Raw genomic sequence first — 17,900 nt, 5'->3', positions numbered from 1 at the left:
TCTAGTTCTTTGTTTTCATGTAGAAACATCTCTAATAATAGGTCAGCTGGTTGTTGTTTTCTAAGTCTCTATAACTGAGGAGTAGTGACGATACTTGTAGCTTCTTTCACAGGAGGGGAGAACGGCATAATATCATAGAATGAAATTAGGATAAGGCAACAATACTTCCAAAAAAGTGCAGCAACGAAGCATTAGTTTTCTGAGGTATGTTAAGAAAATCTGGTGAAAGTACTATATAACATGGTATCATCGTTATACGGTTTTTGTTTCATTTTACGATACTGACTAGAGTTCATCTGTTCGTTGGTTCTCACTTTATCAAAAAAGAACGCAGTTAAGTGGATGATAGATTAGATCATGGTTTTTGAGTTAAATCCCATATGACATTAGAAGAAGCGGTGAAGATAAGTTTAACAATAAGTTTGAGCTTCTTAGTGATGACTGGCTTTTCTTTCGAAATGTGTCTTGCTAATATTCATCCAAAATCAAAAAATAACACGATGTATCGAATAGCAAAATAAGATTCTGCGGTTTAGAGCGAACGAAGTGAGCTTGAAAGGACATTTTCGTCGTAGAGGTATTATTAGTGACAGCAACACTGTCACTAATAACGGAATTTTTTGAGACTTAGGCTCAAATATTAGGAATGAAACTCCGAAGGAGGTTGCTTGCGTCCGCACTACTTAAGAAAAAATCAAAAAAAGTTATTTTTTGAAATTAACTGAGTATAAGAACAGAAAGTGAAGATTGGTTAGTTAGGGAGGTTTATTTGGGGGTGAGTAGAAATAAGCTGAAGAACAAGGGATTACCAAGTTTTGTTGTGATGTTCAAGTAAAAATGCTTATTTGGAAATAGTCTGACAATAGTTAATAGAGGTTAAGTTGTCAGTTTTAAATGGTGAAAAAATTCAGGGTAATAAAAATGATTCTGTTAAGTATAAGTCGCATTTTCTTTAAAAATACGGTAAAATAGTTCTGTTATAAAACGTCAAAAGAAAAGATAAAGTTATGAAATCTATTGGAATAGGTAAGTCACATAGCAAGATCATTTTGATGGGAGAACATTCTGTTGTCTATGGTTTTCCAGCTATTGCCTTGCCGCTCAAAAATATTGAAGTGACCTGTCAATTGACACTAGCTAAACACTCGCTAAAAATGACCATTGCCGATCCTTTGATTACGGCGATTTTTGCCGCTTTAGAGTATTTAGAAATCCCGCAAGCAAAAATAAAGTACGAGATTATCTCGTCTGTTCCACAAAGGCGTGGTATGGGGTCTTCAGCAGCGGTAGCTATTGCCGCTATTCGCTCTGTTTTTGATTACTATGAACGGGATTTGGACAATCAAACCTTAGAGATATTAGTCAATCAAGCAGAAATCATTGCCCACACCAATCCAAGCGGTCTTGACGCTAAGACGTGTCTAAGCGATAAGGCCATTAAATTCATCCGAAACATCGGATTTTCAACCCTAGAAGTTGATTTGGATGCCTACCTCGTCATTGCTGATACAGGCATTCATGGTCATACTAGAGAGGCAGTTGAAAAGGTTGAAAACCAAGAAGAAAAAGCATTGCCATTATTACATGGACTCGGTCAGTTGGCCGATGCCTTTGAAGAAGCCCTTGCCGAAAAAAACTTGGAACATATGGGCTTAGCGATGAACCATGCCCACGATTTACTAGATGAATTAGGTGTGTCAAGTCCAGAATCCAACCATCTAGTGCAGGTAGCTAGAAAAGAAAGAGCTCTGGGTGCCAAGATGTCAGGTGGGGGTCTAGGAGGTTGTATCATCGCTCTCGTCCATACAAATGAAGAAGCAGAGCAGCTATCTCGGATATTAGAAAAAGAAGGAGCCGTTAACACATGGATCGAAAACCTGTAAAGGTCAAATCGTACGCCAATATTGCCATTATTAAATATTGGGGAAAAGCAGATGCTGACAAAATGATTCCTTCCACCAGTAGCATTTCGCTAACTTTGGAAAATATGTTCACTGAAACGCAATTAACACCTTTGGATAAGGCAAGTTCAGATGAATTTTACATCGGAGATGTCAAACAAGGAGCCGATGAACTTAATAAAATGAGTAAGGTCCTAGACCTATTTCGTCAAGATCCGTCAGAATTTGTCAAAATCGAGACTTGGAATAATATGCCAACGGCAGCAGGACTGTCATCAAGTTCCTCTGGTTTGTCAGCTCTTGTTAAAGCAGCTAATGACTACTTTGAAGCTAATAAGTCACAAAGTGAGTTGGCTCAAATGGCTAAGTTTGCCTCTGGCTCTTCCTCTCGTTCTTTCTTTGGGCCTCTATCGGCTTGGGACAAAACGACTGGAGACATTTATCGCGTTGATACTGATCTCAAACTTGGTATGATTATGCTGGTTTTAAACGACCAAAGAAAAGCTGTTTCAAGTCGTGAAGGCATGAAACGTGCTTCAGAAACATCAAGTTACTTTTCAGAGTGGATCAGGCAATCCGAGCAAGATTACAAGGATATGCTGGTCTATCTCAAGGCCAATGATTTTGAAAAGGTTGGAGAATTAACAGAAGCTAACGCCCTTCGCATGCATGAAACGAACCACAAGGCTCAGCCAGCTTTTTCCTATCTAACGGACAAAACTCGGGAAGCGATGGCCTTGGTCAGAGACTTACGTCAATCTGGTGCGAAATGTTACTTTACCATGGATGCAGGACCAAATGTCAAAGTGCTCTGCCTAGAAAAAGATATGGAAGACTTGGCGGCTATCTTCCAAAACCATTATCAAGTTATTACTTCCCCAACAAAGGTTTTGTAAAATGAAGAAAACCATCAGTGTTCAAACCGGAGGAAAACTCTACCTTGCTGGAGAGTACGCTGTTTTGACTCCCGGAAAAACAGCTCTTATTAAAAATATTCCCCTTTACATGACAGCTCAGGTGAGTCAAGCGACTCATTTGCAACTTAAGTCTGACATGTTTGACTATGCTGCGACTATGACAGCTGATAAAGGTTATGCTTTGATTCAAGAAAGCGTGCGTACGTTTGCTGCTTTCCTTGATAAGAAGGTGGAAGACTTAGTTCCTTTTGAATTGTCTATTTCAGGCAAGTTGGGAAAAAATGGTAAGAAATTAGGAATCGGCTCGAGCGGAAGCGTGACTGTGCTCACCATTAAAGCGTTAGCGACTTTTTTTGAGATTATCCTCAGCAAGGACCAGCTCTTCAAACTAGCTTCCTACACCTTACTCAAGATGGGAGATAATGGATCCATGGGAGATATTGCTTGTATTACCTACGACGACCTTATCGCTTACACGTCCTTTGATCGCGATGCTATTTCAGCTTTGCTTTTGGAAAAATCCTTAACAACACTTTTAGACATGGATTGGGGTTACGAGATTGTCACTCTAAATCCCAAGCTAACAGCTGATTTTTTAGTAGGGTGGACAGCTCAGCCTGCCTTATCTAGTCAGATGATTAAAAATCTCAAAAATCATATTTCGGTAAGTTTTCTAGAGGAAACACAAAAGCAAGTTTTATATGCTAAAGCGGCTTTAACAAAGGGGGATAAAGACATTCTAAAAGCATCTTTAGAAACAGTTAGCGATCTCCTAGCTTCACTCAGCCCAGCTATATATACTGATAAATTATTAGCTCTCAAAGAAGCCAGTCAAGATTTGGATGCTATCGCCAAGTCTTCAGGAGCAGGTGGTGGCGATTGTGGCATTGCCTTGTCTTTTAATCCTGAAGACACAGCCACCTTAAAAGAACGCTGGGAAAAATCTGGAATTGAGATTCTCTATCAAGAAAGTTGGTAAGCATGACAGACTTAGTATTGATTAAACCCAATATAGACTATTTAGACACCATTACTGCCTATAAAAACGAATTTGCACAAGCAAATGAGCATCTTTATGGTGGTGCGTGTTTGGAAAATTATGTTGATTTAGCCGCTTGGATTGCCTACACTCAAGCCATCGAAACAGAAAGTGGCGTTAAAGAAGAGCGTGCACCATCGTCAACCTTTCTTTGTGTGCGTCAATTAGACCAAAAGATGGTTGGCATTTGTAATATCAGGCATCATTTGAAGCAAGATTTTTTAATTCATTTTGCCGGTCATATTGGTTACTCAATTTGTCCTAGCGAGCGGGGAAAAGATTACGCCAAAAAACAATTGAAACTTGCTTTAGCTAAAGCCTACGATCTCGGCATCACAAAAGTCTTGGTAACCTGTGATGTGGATAATATTGCTTCTGAAAAAACTATTCTGGCTAATGGTGGGGTTTATGACAATACCTATGTCAACGCAGACGATCATTCCCAAACCAAACGATTCTGGATAGAGGTAAATCATGGAAACAAATCGTAAAGACGATCACATTAAATACGCCTTAAAATACCAATCGCCCTATAATAGTTTTGATGATATGGAGTTGATACACCGTTCTCTGCCAGATTATGATTTGGACGAGATTGATTTGTCAACCCAATTCTTAGGTATGGATTTTGACTTTCCTTTTTACATCAATGCCATGACTGGTGGTAGCCAAAAAGGGGCTGAAATCAATCAAAAATTAGCTCAGTTAGCAGAAGCAACTGGAATTATCATGGTGACGGGTTCCTATTCAGCCGCTTTAAAAGACCCAACGGATACCAGCTTTCAGGTTAAAAAACATCATCCCAATCTTACCCTAGGGACCAATATTGGGATTGATAAGGATTACAAACTTGGCCTAAGGGCTGTTGAAGAGATGGTGCCTGCATTTCTACAAGTGCATGTTAATCTCATGCAGGAACTTCTTATGCCAGAAGGAGAGAGACATTTTCGTTCTTGGAAGGAAAATCTTGCTGATTATGCCAAGCATATGCCAGTCCCTGTCATGCTTAAGGAAGTGGGATTTGGACTGGATTTGAAAACTATGGAAACAGCCTATGATTTAGGATTTAGAGCTTTTGATATCTCTGGTAGAGGGGGGACCAGTTTTGCCTATATTGAGAATGAGCGTGGTGGTGACCGTTCATTTCTTAATGAATGGGGACAAACCACTGTACAAGCCCTTTTAAATGCCCAGCCTATGATGACTAAAGCTGATGTTTTAGCTTCTGGTGGTGTTCGCCATCCATTAGATATGATCAAATGTCTTGTTCTTGGTGCCAAAGCAGTGGGTTTATCCAAAACTGTCTTAGAATTGGTCGAAACAAAACCAATAGAAGAAGCTGTTGCTACGGTTAATGGCTGGAAAGACGATTTGCGCTTAATTATGTGCGCTTTAAACTGCCAAAAGGTATCGGACTTAAACAAGGTCGACTACATGCTTTATGGCAAATTGAATTACCTAAAAAAAGAGGATATCAAAAACTGAAGCTAGCACCAGCTAGCTTCAGTTTTCTTGTCTCAATTTTTGGAGCAAGGCTTTAGAGGTTGACAAGTTTATGTGTTTCGCCTTTAAGAGCTCTTGAACTAATGGTCCAACTTCTTTGTCTTTGGCACCAGCAAGAAGTGCCAAGGATTTAGCCTGCAATTTCATGTGTCCTGCTTGGATTCCTGTTGAAGTCAAAGCTTTTAGGGCTGCGAAATTTTGTGCTAAACCAAGTGATACAATCAAGCCAGCGAGTTCTTTAGCGTTAGGATTGCCTAACAAATCATGAGCGATTTGAACGGTAGGATTGAGCCCAATAGAACCACCTTTAGTGGCGATTGGCATTGGTAAAGTCATATGCCCCTTGATAGTGGCAGCTTCTTCATCGTAACTCCAGTGGCTCAACCCTCGGTACTGCCCGTCTCGGCTAGCATAGGCATGAGCCCCAGCTTCAATCGCACGCCAGTCATTACCCGTTGCCATAACCAAAGCGTCAATTCCGTTAAAAATCCCTTTATTATGAGTGCTAGCACGATAAGGGTCAACTTGTGCTAGTCGACTGGCCATGACAAGTTTTTGCGCCAGGTGATGCGCTTCTTCTTTATCCCGACTAAGGCTAGCAATATTAATCTGGCAGTCAGCTGAAACTAAACTTTCGGTAGCATAGTTAGAGAGGACAGCCATTAAAGATTGTCCTTGAGACAATTCTTCTAAAGAAGGAACTAGGGCTTCCATCATGGTATTGACCATGTTGGCTCCCATAGCCTCTTGGGTATCCACTGAAACATAAACCATCAGAAAGTCTTCTTTTGGCTCTAGCCAGAGGTTTCGAGTACCGCCACCACGTTTGACGATGGAGGGGTGGGCTTGATTCGCTAGGCTAAGCAAGGAGTCTTTTTGCTCTAAAATACTAGCAGTGGCATCGTCAACATTAGGAACCTCAAAGAGGGCGACCTGTCCAATCATTTGCCGATTATGGACAGTGGTTGTAAAACCTCCCGAGCGTTTAATGATTTTAGCGGCGAAGCTAGCAGCAGCTACCACAGAAGGTTCTTCCGTCACCATAGGTAAATGATAGGTTTTACCATTGACCAAAAAGTCAGGAGCGATAGCAAAAGGTAGAGACAGCTCAGAAATGACATTTTCTGCCATCTGATTCGCTGTTTCTAGCGGTAATTTCTTCTGTTTTTGTAAAATCTCTTGGCTCTCTTCATTGAGTAAGCCAAACTCTCTAATCAGGTCAATTCGTTCTTGTGGGCTTTTTTTAGCAAAGCCAGTCCATTTTAAATTAGTCATGTTCTTTTCTCACATAGATGCGTTGATGATTTTGGATATGTTCTAGGGCGAAAGTCCCTGTATCATAAGTGTCAAACTTGGCATTTCCTTCTTCAGTTAAGTTAGCTTCCTCATAAAAAAGTTTTTCATATGCACCGATACTAAGAGCGCTACGTTTCTCCAAGTCAGCTGCGCGATCACTGCGGAGCATTTCCTTAAAACCGTCTACCAAGTAAAGGGAGAAGATCTCAGAAACGGCACCAGAACCATATGAAAAGAGCCCAATTTTATCGCCTGCTTGGAGTGTTTGGCTATTTTCTAAAAGGGACAGTAAGCCTAAATAGAGCGATCCGGTGTAGATATTGCCGACTTTTCGGCTATATTGAATTGAGGCCTCAAAATGATTGGTTAAGTGGCTTTTAAATGATTCATCCAAGCCTTTAGGCATGATTTTTTTGAGTCCTTTTAAGGCTAACTTAGGGTATGGCAAGTGGAAGCAAAAAGCTGCAAAATCTTCCAGGTTGGCTTGATGTCGCTTTTGGTACTCAGCCCAAGTTGTTTTGAGACTGTCTAAATATTGTTTGGTTGAGTAGATGCCATCAACAAAGGGTGTTGTTGAATAATTTGGGCGCCAGAAATCATAGATGTCACGGGTTTGAGCGACATTGTCATCTGAGAAAGTGGCAATGCGGGGATTGGAGGTTACTAACATGGCGACAGCTCCTGCCCCCTGAGTGGCTTCACCGGCAGATGCGATACCATATTTGGCAATGTCACTTGCAATAACGAGAGCCTTGCGGTCAGGATTTTTTTCCACGTGCAATTTAGCATAGTTTAGCCCTGCGGTTCCGGCGTAACAAGCCTCTTTCATTTCCACAGAACGAGCAAAGGGTTGGATACCAAGGAGTTGATGAACATAGACACTAGCTGCTTTGGATTGGTCAATGCCGGATTCCGTCGCTACGATAACCATGTCAATAGCTGCTTTGTCGTCATCTGTCAAAATAGTTTGAGCAGCAGAGGCCGCTAGGGTGACAATATCTTCTGTAATCGGTGTGATACTTAAGGCATCCAACATCAGACCTGTTGTGTATTTTTCAATTTTTTGCCCACGAGCTTGGGCTAATTCTTCTAACTTTAAAACGTACTGACTGGTTGCAAAACCAATCTTATCAATTCCGATGGTCATAAAACCCTTCCTTCATCTCTTCATAAAATGTTTTAGTAATTAAATTGTAACATAAAATGACTCGTTGCTTGTTATTTTGGCATATGATTTGATTAAAGTGATGGAATGATTTAATAACCATTTTTCTAGTGGAAAAAAAGAAAAAAATTCGATAAACTATATTAGTTATAGAAAAATAAACGAGGTAATTAAGCCCATGACAAAAGCAGATGATATTTTCAAAGCCAATATTAAGCGTATCTTAGATGAGGGTGTCATGTCTGAACAGGCTCGTCCCAAGTATAAGAATGGTCAAACGGCTAATTCTAAATATGTGACCGGAGCATTTGCGGAGTATGATTTAGCAAAGGGAGATTTTCCTATTACCACTTTACGCCCAATTCCTATAAAATCTGCTATTAAAGAAATTCTGTGGATTTATCAAGACCAATCTAATAGTCTGGATGTTTTAGAAGAAAAGTACAATGTTCATTATTGGAATGATTGGGAAGTTGGTGACAGTCGGACCATAGGGGAGCGTTATGGGGCTGTTGTCAAAAAACATAACATTATCCACAAGATTTTGAAGCAACTGGAAGAAAATCCATGGAATCGCCGTAATGTCATCTCGCTTTGGGATTATGAGGCCTTTGAAGAAACAGGTGGTCTTCTCCCCTGTGCCTTTCAAACTATGTTTGACGTTCGACGGATAGATGGCGATATTTATTTGGACGCGACTTTGACCCAACGTTCAAATGACATGTTGGTGGCTCATCATATTAATGCCATGCAGTATGTCGCTCTTCAAATGATGATTGCCAAACATTTTGGTTGGAAAGTTGGAAAATTTTTCTATTTTATTAATAACCTTCATATCTATGATAATCAATTTGACCAAGCTAATGAGTTATTGAATCGTGAAGCTAACATATGTCAGCCACGCTTGGTATTAAATGTTCCAGATAAAACCAATTTCTTTGACATTAAAGCAGAAGATTTTGAACTAGTGGATTACGATCCAGTCAAGCCACAATTAACATTTGATTTAGCTATCTAGTGATTTTATGTCAGCATTTTTGCTTAAATTTTGCTAGAATGATAATAGATATTGAAAAGTAGGAAGCAGATGAGCAAAGACATTATCGCCATATGGGCAGAAGATAAAAATCATTTAATTGGTCATAAGGACCGCCTGCCATGGCGTCTACCAAAAGAATTGAAACATTTTAAAGAGACCACCATGGGGCAAGTATTGCTGATGGGTAGGGTGACCTTTGAAGGAATGAACCGTCGTGTTCTTCCTGGAAGACAGACTATCGTTTTGACTAAGGATAAAGACTACCAAGCTGACGATGTTATTGTCCTACACTCAAAAGCAGAAGTGCTTGATTGGTTTAATAACCAAGATAAAACCTTGTTTATTGTTGGTGGAGCTCGCATTTATCAGAGTTTTTTGTCTGTGGCTAACAAGTTATTGAAAACGGAAGTCGATGGTGTTTTTGAAGGAGATACCTATTTTCCTGATTATCCAGAAGCAGATTTCGAATTAGTTTCTGAAAGATTTTTTGAAAAAGATGACAAAAATGCGTATGACTTTACAGTTAAAGAATTAGTAAGGAAGGTGGAGTAAGCCATGCAGCGTAGTTTATTTGGTGTTTTTACCGCATGTTTGGCGATTATCTGCTTTTTATGCGCTTTGCCAGCGTTCAAAAAAAACCGATACGGATTAGGAGTTATTTTTTTATTAAATGCCTTCACAAATCTAGTTAATACGATTCATGCCTTTTACGGTACACTATTTTAGGAGATAAGAAAAATCATGGTTGGAAATCGAACGAATGATACAATGGTTTATTGCTCTTTTTGTGGCAAAAACCAAGATGAAGTCAAAAAAATCATTGCCGGAAATGGTGTCTTCATCTGTGATGAATGTGTTGCATTGTCACAAGAAATTATTAAGGAAGAGTTGGCAGAAGAAGTTTTAGCTGACTTGACGGAAGTACCAAAGCCAAAAGAATTATTGGCTATTTTAGATCAATACGTTGTTGGTCAGGACCGAGCTAAGCGTGCTTTGGCAGTAGCAGTCTATAACCACTACAAACGGATTAGTTTCACAGAAAGTCGTGATGAAGAAGATGTTGTTCTCCAAAAATCAAATATTTTGATGATTGGTCCGACAGGTTCAGGAAAAACATTCCTAGCCCAAACTTTGGCTAAAAGTCTCAATGTGCCATTTGCTATTGCTGATGCGACATCATTGACAGAAGCAGGCTATGTTGGAGAAGACGTTGAGAATATTCTTTTGAAACTGATTCAAGCAGCCGACTATAATGTAGAACGAGCTGAACGTGGCATTATCTACGTCGATGAAATTGATAAAATTGCCAAAAAAGGTGAGAATGTTTCTATTACACGCGATGTTTCGGGTGAAGGGGTACAACAGGCACTTCTTAAAATTATCGAGGGCACGGTTGCCAGTGTACCACCACAAGGGGGACGTAAACACCCAAGTCAAGAAATGATTCAAATTGACACAAAGAATATTCTTTTCATTGTTGGTGGTGCATTTGACGGTATCGAGGAAATTGTTAAACAGCGTCTTGGTGAAAAAATCATTGGATTTGGTCAAAATAGTAAGAAAGTCTCAGATGATTCGTCTTACATGCAAGAAATCATTGCCGAAGATATTCAGAAATTCGGTCTTATTCCAGAGTTCATTGGTCGCTTGCCTGTCACAGCAGCGCTTGAACAGTTGACGGTTAATGACTTGATTCTCATTTTGACAGAACCTAAAAATGCGCTTGTTCGCCAATATGAAACCCTATTATCATATGACAACGTTGAATTAGCATTTGATCGTGAAGCCTTAGAAGCTATTGCTGCCAAAGCAATTGACCGTAAAACAGGTGCGCGTGGCTTGCGCTCTATCATTGAAGAGACTATGATGGACATCATGTTTGAAGTTCCTAGCCAAGAAGATGTCAAGCGTGTTCGCATTACCAAAGACGCAGTAGATGGCACTGGTCAGCCTATTTTGGAAACAGCTTAGGAGGATTTATGGCTGAAGAACAGGTTTTAAATACCCACAATGCCTCAATTCTTTTGAGTGCTGCCAATAAATCTCATTACCCCCAAGACGATTTACCCGAGGTAGCTCTAGCTGGTCGCTCAAATGTAGGGAAATCGAGCTTCATTAATACGCTTTTGGGACGCAAGAATCTAGCGCGTACGTCAGGAAAACCAGGAAAAACACAATTGCTAAATTTTTTCAATATTGATGATAAACTGCGATTTGTTGATGTCCCTGGTTATGGTTATGCCAAGGTATCCAAAAAAGAGCGTGCTAAATGGGGAAAAATGATTGAGGAATACTTAGTTACACGTGATAATCTAAGAGTTGTTGTGAGCTTGGTTGATTTGCGTCATGATCCATCTCAAGATGACATCCAGATGTACGAATTTCTCAAATACTATGAGATCCCTGTTATTATTGTCGCTACAAAGGCAGACAAAATTCCTCGCGGAAAGTGGCAAAAACACGAATCAGCGATTAAAAAGAAATTGAATTTTGATCCCAACGATGCTTTTATCGTCTTTTCATCAGTAACTCGTGAAGGATTGGATGCTTCATGGGACACCATTTTAGATTACCTTTAGGAGAATTATGTTGATTGTATTAGCTGGAACCATCGGAGCTGGTAAAAGCTCTCTTGCCAAGGCTTTAGGAGAACATCTGGGAACAGATGTTTTTTATGAGGCTGTTGATAACAACCCTGTTTTAGATTTGTATTATGAGGATCCTAAGAAGTATGCCTTTCTTTTGCAGATTTATTTTTTAAATAAGCGCTTTGAGTCCATCAAGGCAGCCTATAAAGATGATAATAATGTGCTTGATCGGTCTATTTTTGAAGATGAATTGTTTTTAACGCTAAACTATAAACAAGGGAATGTCACGAAAACAGAACTCGATATTTATAAAGAATTACTCGATAATATGATGGAAGAGTTGGATGGTATGCCCAAAAAGCGTCCTGATCTTCTAATCTACATCGATGTTACGTTTGAAAAGATGCTAGAGCGTATTGAGAAGCGTGGGCGTTCGTTTGAACAAATTGACGGCAATCCAGGACTTTATGACTATTATCAATTAGTTCATGGGGAGTACCCAGCATGGTATGATAATTATGATTTTTCACCGAAGATGCGCATTGTTGGAGATGAATTGGATTTCGTCAATTCAGAAGAAGATCTCCAAACGGTTTTGAAGATGATTGAAGAAGAACTAAAAAAACTCGACTTGAACAAATAAGAAACAGCTACTGAGTTCACCTCGTAAGGGAGTGATCAGTGGCTTTTTGTTTTATGGTTAATACTGATCATTTCATAGTAGATTGAGAAAGGAATAGGACAAAGCAAGGAGCTTTAGATATAACTGGCGTCTATCAAAGTGACTTAACAATGGCCTAAGCTTTATTCAATTCATTATAATTGTTTCTTAGTAAGATTTTTCAATAAGAACAAAAGACTTGCGAGGAGCTATTAGTAATGATAAACTTGTTCTTGTATTAAATACAAGTTTAAATAAGAAAGCAAAAATATGGATACAAAATTTTCTGTTGCCCTTCATATTCTAACCATGATTAGTGAAAGTAAGGAAGTGTTAAGTTCGCAAACCCTTGCAACAAGCGTTGGGACAAATCCAAGTTATATTCGGAAAGTCATTGCTCTGTTGAAAAATGCTGGGCTGATTACCTCTCATCAAGGGAAGTCGGGCTACCAGCTCAGCAAGTCTCCTGAGGAAATATCCTTGCTAGAGATTTACTATGCGACGCAGGAAGTAGACCACATCCGTCTCTTTCAAATGCATCACCATGCCAATCAGGAATGCCCTGTTGGACAGCATATCGAAGGAGCAGTAGCTCCCATTTTTACAAGTGTGGAACAAGAACTTGAAAAAAACTTGGCAGACCAAACGCTAGATCAGGTGATTAGCAATCTCTATCATGCAGCCAAGTAAGCCCGTATCTGACGAATTCGTCAGATTTTTTCAAACCAAAGCCGTACTTGTTTCAGATACAAGTACAACGAAATAAAGAAAAGGAAGAAAACATGAAAGCAGCACAGCATACAACTTATAACAAAAACAATATCGCATTAACAATGGCAGACATTGCAAAACCGCAAATAAAACCAGAACAAGTCCTTATCAAGGTCAAGGCAGCAGGCGTTAATCCACTTGATAACATGATTAGCCGCGGTGAGGTCAATATGATTGTTCCTTATAAAATGCCACAGACAGCGGGTAATGAAGTTGTTGGTGTGGTGGAACAAGTAGGAATAAGCGTCAACCAATTTGTAGTGGGAGACCGTGTTTTTGGGCGTTTGCCACTTAATCATATCGGTGCTTTTGCAGAGTATGTCGCAGTAGATGCTGAGGCACTCGCGAAAGCTCCAGCTTATTTAACAGATGTGGAAGCAGCTGCTGTTCCTCTCACGGCCCTCACCATTATGCAGGCATTGGATTTGATGGAGGCGCAAGCAGGCAAGACCATCTTCATCTCTGGTGGAACTGGGGGTGTCGGTGGCATGGCGATTCCGATTGCAAAAGCTAAGGGGTTGACGGTTATTACCAACGGAGATGGTGCCAATGCAGAGCGTGTCCTAGCTTTAGGGGCTGATCGCTTTATCGACTATAAGACAGAAGATTACACCAAGCTCCTTGCGGACGTGGATTATGTCTTAGATACTCTTGGTGGAGAAGAGACTGAGAAACAGATGTCAATTATGAAAAAAGATGGGCATTTGGTATCCCTTCGAGCCATGCCAAATGGAGCTTTTGCAAAGCGCATGAACTTACCAAAGGCAAAACAATTGTTGCTCAAAGTAGCTGGTCATAAGTTTGACAAAATGGCTGCGAAATATGGTGTGCATTACCACTTTATCTTTGTAGAAAGCAATGGTCGACAATTACAAGAAGTAGCTGATATTTTTACGAAGCTTGAAATCAAGCCTTCTATTGATATTGGTTATCCATTTGAAGAAGTCAATGCAGCTCTTGATAAAGTAGCAAATGGTCGTTCACGTGGAAAAACAGTTCTCAGTTTTGACAATCATTAAGGAGAAAAAATGTCTTATATCACAACGAAAAATCAATATATAGAGGTAGCTGGTAACAGAATTGCTTACCGAGAACTGGGGAAAGGAAAATCAGATTTACCTCTCATCATGTTGGTGCACTTAGCAGCAACCTTGGACAATTGGGATCCAAAATTACTTGACTTGATTACTGAAAAACAACACTTGGTTGTTCTAGATCTGCCTGGTGTCGGTGCTAGTCAAGGGAAGGTGGCAACTACCATTCCTGGTATGGCAGAGCAGGCGATTGCTATTGTGAAAGCCTTGGGCCACAATCGGATTAACCTACTTGGACTTTCTATGGGTGGGATGATTGCTCAAGAAATCGTACGTCTAAATCCTGACATGGTTCAGCATTTGATTTTAGCAGGGACAGGACCTCGCGGAGGTAAAGAAGTCGATAAGGTGACTGGAAAGACCTTTCGCTATATGTTAAGAGCCACTTTTGAACGTACGGATCCGAAACGTTATATCTTCTATAACCATGATGAACAAGGTCCTATCTAAGCAGAGAAAGTCTTGGGTCGCATGGGAATGAGAAGCCCTGCTCATGCCGATAAGGCGATGAAGGTGCCTGGTTTCCTCACACAGCTAAAAGCCATTAAGTGCTGGGGGAAAGCCGCTGAAGATGATTGGCGTCATATCACGCAACCAAACTTGATTGTCAACGGGGATCAGGATATGCAAGTACCGACTGAAAATTCTTATGATATGCATAAGAAGATTAAGGGAAGTAAACTGATTATCTATCCACACGCAGGGCACGGATCCATTTTTCAATATGCTGATGAGTTTTCAAAAGAATTGCTAGCTTTCTTGGCAATTTAAATTGTTCGAATCGTGGTAACATTTCCTCAATATAATCTTCTAAAATGTACTACCGATGACTGTTGCGAGTAGATAATAGGTTATCTCTCCCATTATGCTTTTCGAAAATTAGAATCAGATCTTTTGGACATGATTGGATGATATTCAGTTCGTTTTTAGCTCGGTATTACTTAGTTTGATTTCATTTTTATTGAGAATTAATGACGGGGTAATGTAGACGTTTGAAACAATAGTAGAACAAGAGTGTCTCAAGAAAAGTATCGTTATTTGGCCATGTTTTCCTAAGATGTTTTGAGTTAAGCTCTATTTTCTCAATGAGATGATATTCAGGTGATCAGGGAGAAAATAGGATTTACTGTTTGGACCGTAATTGTAGTATCTGTATTTTATTTCGTTACAGTAGGATTTTCTAAAATAAATAATAGCTAACGTCTTTAGGCGCTGGCTATTATTTTGCTCTATATGTCTCATTCAAATCCTTCAACTTGAGTAATAGGAAGGCTTCTGGATGGTAATGCCGAGTGTTGTCAGTGTAAAACATTAGAAACTTGTCCATAACGGCAGTTATTTCTTCTTAAACAGTTTGGTGTTAGTGTATTTTTCACCATAAGCAACCATCAATTCTAAAATGGGTAAAAGGTCTCTTCCTTTATCAGTTAGTGAATATTCCACCCTAGGTGGCACTTCTGGATAGACACAACGGTTAATCAATTGATCATGTTCCATCTCTTTAAGCTGCTTAGTGAGTGATCCTTGGGACAGTCCTCCGAGATGGCGTTGAATGTCACTAAAGCGCTTATCCCCATCTGTTAAATAATCTAAAATCATCAATTTCCAGCGCCCTGTCATGATATTTTGCGTATACAATAGATGAAAAATGGGTGTTGGATTTTCCAAATCTTCTTTATGAAATCCTTTTGGACAGATTTTAGCCATAGTATACCTCAATAATCGTTAATTAACCTGATTGATTGAAATCCTAAAAGGAATCAATTCAACACAAAAGTGTACCTGGTCGAAAAATATTGCCGTCTTCACAATTAATCAGGTCGATGATAGACTTATTTTATCAAAAAAATAGAAAAGAGTATAAAAATGACATCGAAAAAACAAATGAAAATTGTCTTACAAATGGTATCTGGCTATGGGGGTGAATTTAAAACTTGGCGATTACCTGAAGCTAAGGCAGATGCCTATTCAGATATGGATCTCTATGTTGAATTAGCGCAATTAGCTGAAAAAGGGAAAATCCATGCGCTTTTTATGGCTGATACACCAGCTTTAGTTAACGATTTAGAAACCAACACTCCCATGCACTCAATGGATCCCTTGATTGCGATGACGTCTGTGGCACGTGCTACTTCGCAGATCGGGCTAGTGGGAACATTTTCGACAACCTTTAATGAACCCTATAATCTAGCTCGACATTTGAAAGCGTTAGATGTTATAAGTCACGGCCGAGTGGGATGGAATGCTGTCACAACTTCGACTCCTCAAACAGCGGCGAATTTTGGAACTCACATTGCTAATCGTGCAGAGCGCTATGAGAGGGCTCATGAAATGATTGAGGCGGTTCAATCATTATGGGGCTCATGGGGACAAAATGCCTATAAACATGATAAGGACACAGGACAATTTGCAGACAGTTCACAGATTAAACCAGTTCACTATCAGGGGCAATACCTGTCAACAATGGGACCTTTGCCAATTCCACCATCTGAACAAGGACAACCAGCTATTTTTCAAGCTGGGCCAAGTGGTGAAGGGATAAGACTTGCAGGCCGTTTTGCTTCAGCGGTTTATGCTAATCCATTTACGATTGAAGAATCACGTGATTATCGGAAAATTCTCCGTCAAAGTGCTGTCGATCACGGTCGTTCTGCCGATGATATTAATATCTTTACAGGATTTATGTTTACCATTGCCGATACACGTGAGGAAGCTTTGGCTCGTCGGCGTCAAGTGATGGACTTTGATCCTTTAGAAACAGAGCAACGTCTCGATTATTTGTCAGCTATGGTTGGTGTCAATCTCAAGAGTTTAGATGTTAATCGTCCCCTTCCGCAAGGTGTTAGAGAGATGTTGCAGGCACATTGGCAAGATCCACGTTCTAAAAGAGCAGTTGAATTACTTAAAGAAGGCTATTCTCCGATGGATGCATTAGCTATGGGAGTCATCAACTACCACCCTGTTGTTGTCGGTACAGCCAAGGATGTTGCCGATTTTCTCCAAGAATGGTTTGAATCCGGTGCCACAGACGGTTTCTCTATTGTGCCGGATTTAGCACACGATGGTGTGAAACGTTTTGTAGAAGAGGTTGTTCCAATTTTACAGGAACGCGGTATTTTCCATAAAGATTATGAAGGAACAACACTTCGTGACAATTTGGACTTACCCTATCAATATGGTTTGAGAGAAGAAGACTAAACTGTTAAAAAGGTAAGAGTATTAGTGCTTTTATCTTTTTTAGTTATTGACTTTAGACTTAATCTTTCATATAGTTGTAGTTACTAACACAAAATCATGGGAGGGGCTATGCTTCAAACAATTATGTCAGCTTTAGCTGTTTTTGTTTCGACAAGTATTGATTATGTTGTCTTGCTCTTTATTATTTTTACGAGTTTGGGACGAAAGCAGTTTGTTAAAGTTTTGACCGGTCAATATATTGGTATCTCGTTGCTGGTGATTGCTAGTCTGCTAATTGCCTATCTTTTTCGTTTTGTTCCAGAAGATTGGATGATAGGTTTACTTGGTTTTATTCCAATAGCTTTAGGAATTCGCTTTGCTTTTTATGGAGAAGTGGAAGAAGATGACGAAGCTGTTAAAACAAAGCTTGATAACGAAAGAGAGGTTTTGTTAGCTGTGACGACTTTGACAATTGCCTCTGGAGCGGATAACTTGGGTGTTTATATCCCTTATTTTGCAGGTCTTCCTTGGAATCAACTGACGATTGCTCTGTTAATATTTATTGTAGCAACTTTTCTGCTTAACTGGACAATCTACCAGATCGCTGACAATTCTTGGATAGCTGATGCTGTTGAGAGAGTTGAGAAATGGCTGTTACCTCTGGTTTTGATTGGACTTGGACTTTATCTATTAATAGAGAATGGAACGCTAAGTCACTTATTGAACATAGGCTAATCTCATCAGAAATC

At 39.8% G+C, this 17,900-nt stretch carries 17 protein-coding genes and 1 pseudogene; 15 read left to right on the top strand and 3 right to left on the bottom strand.

The features are described 5' to 3' along the window. The first annotated feature begins 1,007 nt into the window (after window positions 1-1,007). Genes mvk through fni form a run of 5 tightly spaced genes read left to right on the top strand, consistent with a single transcriptional unit; the run spans window position 1,008 to window position 5,342 of the window. Window positions 1,008-1,883, top strand: coding sequence for a mevalonate kinase (gene mvk / locus ABP870_RS03500; RefSeq protein ID WP_350014105.1), 876 nt, complete (start codon window positions 1,008-1,010; stop codon window positions 1,881-1,883). Then, window positions 1,865-2,797 carry a diphosphomevalonate decarboxylase gene (mvaD, locus tag ABP870_RS03495; protein WP_350014104.1) on the top strand — a complete coding sequence of 311 codons (933 nt, stop codon included), beginning with the start codon at window positions 1,865-1,867 and terminating at the stop codon, window positions 2,795-2,797. The genes mvk and mvaD overlap by 19 nt, the downstream gene beginning before the upstream one ends. A gap of 1 nt (window position 2,798) precedes the next feature. Then, entirely contained in the window at window positions 2,799-3,797 is a 999-nt protein-coding gene (locus ABP870_RS03490) for a phosphomevalonate kinase (RefSeq protein WP_350014103.1), read from the top strand. Between the two features lie 2 nt (window positions 3,798-3,799). Then, window positions 3,800-4,348, top strand: a complete 549-nt coding sequence (locus tag ABP870_RS03485) for a GNAT family N-acetyltransferase (RefSeq protein ID WP_350014102.1) — start codon at window positions 3,800-3,802, stop codon at window positions 4,346-4,348. Continuing rightward, window positions 4,332-5,342, top strand: a complete 1,011-nt coding sequence (gene fni, locus ABP870_RS03480) for a type 2 isopentenyl-diphosphate Delta-isomerase (RefSeq protein WP_350014101.1) — start codon at window positions 4,332-4,334, stop codon at window positions 5,340-5,342. The genes ABP870_RS03485 and fni overlap by 17 nt, the downstream gene beginning before the upstream one ends. A gap of 18 nt (window positions 5,343-5,360) precedes the next feature. Here fni and ABP870_RS03475 read toward each other — a convergent pair whose 3' ends face one another. Then, window positions 5,361-6,635, bottom strand: coding sequence for a hydroxymethylglutaryl-CoA reductase, degradative (locus ABP870_RS03475; protein ID WP_350014100.1), 1,275 nt, complete (start codon window positions 6,633-6,635; stop codon window positions 5,361-5,363). Then, complete coding sequence (locus tag ABP870_RS03470; RefSeq protein WP_350014099.1) at window positions 6,628-7,803, bottom strand: hydroxymethylglutaryl-CoA synthase; 1,176 nt, start codon at window positions 7,801-7,803, stop codon at window positions 6,628-6,630. The genes ABP870_RS03475 and ABP870_RS03470 overlap by 8 nt, the downstream gene beginning before the upstream one ends. A 196-nt stretch (window positions 7,804-7,999) precedes the next feature. On the opposite strand from ABP870_RS03470, the gene ABP870_RS03465 reads away from it, so the two are divergent. The 8 genes and pseudogenes from ABP870_RS03465 to ABP870_RS03430 all read left to right on the top strand — a co-directional run bounded on the left by ABP870_RS03465 (window position 8,000) and on the right by ABP870_RS03430 (window position 14,745). Continuing rightward, window positions 8,000-8,839, top strand: coding sequence for a thymidylate synthase (locus tag ABP870_RS03465; protein ID WP_350014098.1), 840 nt, complete (start codon window positions 8,000-8,002; stop codon window positions 8,837-8,839). Between the two features lie 69 nt (window positions 8,840-8,908). Then, a complete protein-coding gene (locus ABP870_RS03460) occupies window positions 8,909-9,412 on the top strand; it encodes a dihydrofolate reductase (RefSeq protein WP_350014097.1) in 504 nt (167 codons plus the stop codon). Between the two features lie 189 nt (window positions 9,413-9,601). Then, window positions 9,602-10,831, top strand: coding sequence for an ATP-dependent Clp protease ATP-binding subunit ClpX (gene clpX / locus ABP870_RS03455; protein WP_350014096.1), 1,230 nt, complete (start codon window positions 9,602-9,604; stop codon window positions 10,829-10,831). An 8-nt stretch (window positions 10,832-10,839) separates the two neighbouring features. Beyond that, window positions 10,840-11,439, top strand: coding sequence for a ribosome biogenesis GTP-binding protein YihA/YsxC (gene yihA / locus ABP870_RS03450; RefSeq protein WP_350014095.1), 600 nt, complete (start codon window positions 10,840-10,842; stop codon window positions 11,437-11,439). A gap of 7 nt (window positions 11,440-11,446) precedes the next feature. Next, entirely contained in the window at window positions 11,447-12,091 is a 645-nt protein-coding gene (locus tag ABP870_RS03445; protein WP_350014094.1) for a deoxynucleoside kinase, read from the top strand. A gap of 288 nt (window positions 12,092-12,379) precedes the next feature. Further along, on the top strand, window positions 12,380-12,799 hold the full coding sequence (locus ABP870_RS03440) for an Rrf2 family transcriptional regulator (RefSeq protein WP_350014093.1): 420 nt from the start codon (window positions 12,380-12,382) through the stop codon (window positions 12,797-12,799). Window positions 12,800-12,891: 92 nt separating this feature from the next. Then, window positions 12,892-13,899, top strand: coding sequence for an NADP-dependent oxidoreductase (locus ABP870_RS03435; RefSeq protein ID WP_350014092.1), 1,008 nt, complete (start codon window positions 12,892-12,894; stop codon window positions 13,897-13,899). 9 nt (window positions 13,900-13,908) lie between these two features. After that, a pseudogene (locus ABP870_RS03430) lies at window positions 13,909-14,745 on the top strand (alpha/beta fold hydrolase). Window positions 14,746-15,309: 564 nt separating this feature from the next. Here the strand turns inward: ABP870_RS03430 and ABP870_RS03425 are convergent. Beyond that, entirely contained in the window at window positions 15,310-15,681 is a 372-nt protein-coding gene (locus tag ABP870_RS03425) for a winged helix-turn-helix transcriptional regulator (protein ID WP_350014091.1), read from the bottom strand. Between the two features lie 159 nt (window positions 15,682-15,840). Between ABP870_RS03425 and ABP870_RS03420 the strand changes: the two genes are divergently transcribed. Both ABP870_RS03420 and ABP870_RS03415 read left to right on the top strand, forming a co-directional pair. Continuing rightward, a complete protein-coding gene (locus ABP870_RS03420) occupies window positions 15,841-17,172 on the top strand; it encodes an NtaA/DmoA family FMN-dependent monooxygenase (RefSeq protein WP_350014090.1) in 1,332 nt (443 codons plus the stop codon). 108 nt (window positions 17,173-17,280) lie between these two features. Next, window positions 17,281-17,886 (top strand): cadmium resistance transporter, encoded by a 606-nt coding sequence (locus tag ABP870_RS03415; RefSeq protein ID WP_350014089.1) that lies wholly within the window; start codon window positions 17,281-17,283, stop codon window positions 17,884-17,886. The last annotated feature ends 14 nt before the right edge of the window (window positions 17,887-17,900 follow it).

Origin of the sequence: Streptococcus jiangjianxini (assembly GCF_040225085.1) — a bacterium.
GTDB classification, from domain to species: domain Bacteria; phylum Bacillota; class Bacilli; order Lactobacillales; family Streptococcaceae; genus Streptococcus; species Streptococcus jiangjianxini.
This window is presented reverse-complemented; position numbering and strand designations above follow the sequence as displayed.